The sequence below is a fragment of the Pseudoalteromonas sp. S554 genome (assembly GCF_005930865.1).
Lineage (GTDB): Bacteria > Pseudomonadota > Gammaproteobacteria > Enterobacterales > Alteromonadaceae > Pseudoalteromonas > Pseudoalteromonas marina.
In genome coordinates this window covers 1-394 of record NZ_PNDV01000185.1, presented here as the reverse complement: position 1 = coordinate 394, position 394 = coordinate 1, and the positions used below count along the sequence as shown (strand labels likewise).

General features: G+C 44.9%; 1 protein-coding gene. It reads left to right on the top strand.

What is annotated here, in order from left to right; all coding sequences use genetic code 11:
- The coding region (locus CWB65_RS19910; RefSeq protein ID WP_349304540.1) for a DDE-type integrase/transposase/recombinase at nt 1–394 on the top strand (394 nt) is incomplete at both ends.

Genomic DNA, 394 nt, shown 5'->3' with positions numbered 1-394 from the left:
AGCTATAAGTACTGGGTCATACGGGATACAACGCCGACGCCAGAGCAAGTAAGGCTAGAGGCTGAAGTTAAAGCAATACATGCAATGAGCGGTGGCTCAGCTGGGGCACGGACAATCGCAGCAATTGCAACGAATAACGGTTTTGAATTAAGCCGTTATCGCGCCGCTAAGCTCATGATTAAACTAAAACTAGAGAGCTGCCAAGTACCACAACATCAATATAAAAGGGGTAGTAATGAGCATCTTGAAATCCCAAATTTGCTAGATAGGCAGTTTGATGTTGTTGAGCCAGATACCGTGTGGTGCGGTGATGTGACGTATATTTGGGTAGGTAATCGCTGGGCTTATTTAGCCGTTGTTATTGATTTATTTGCACGTAAAGTCGTTGGTTGGG